Below are 231 nucleotides of genomic sequence, written 5' to 3'. Positions count from 1 at the left end.
AGAATCAGCCAGCTCTCCGGGCTGTTCGACAGTGGCTCCTGCTCCTGGCTGTTCCAGCCGCAGATCAGCATACCGATCTTCAATTCCGTCAGCTTGCGCGCCAACCTCGACTACGCCGAGCTGCAAAAGGACGAGCAGGTCGCGCAGTACGAGAAGGCCATCCAGACCGCCTTCCAGGAGTTCTCCGACCAGCTGGCGGCACGCACCACCTATCGTGAGCAGCTCAATGCG

The 231-nt window shown here is 61.0% G+C and carries 1 protein-coding gene; it reads left to right on the top strand.

All coding sequences use genetic code 11. The features are described from left to right. A partial coding sequence (locus VC352_RS25135) for a TolC family protein (protein WP_322982188.1) occupies positions 1–231 on the top strand: 231 nt, incomplete at both ends.

Origin of the sequence: Pseudomonas sp. C11, from assembly GCF_034683865.1 — a bacterium.
Taxonomy (GTDB): Bacteria; Pseudomonadota; Gammaproteobacteria; order Pseudomonadales; family Pseudomonadaceae; genus Aquipseudomonas.
The sequence above is the reverse complement of the archived record's forward strand: the minus strand, read 5'-3'. Positions and strand labels throughout refer to the sequence as shown.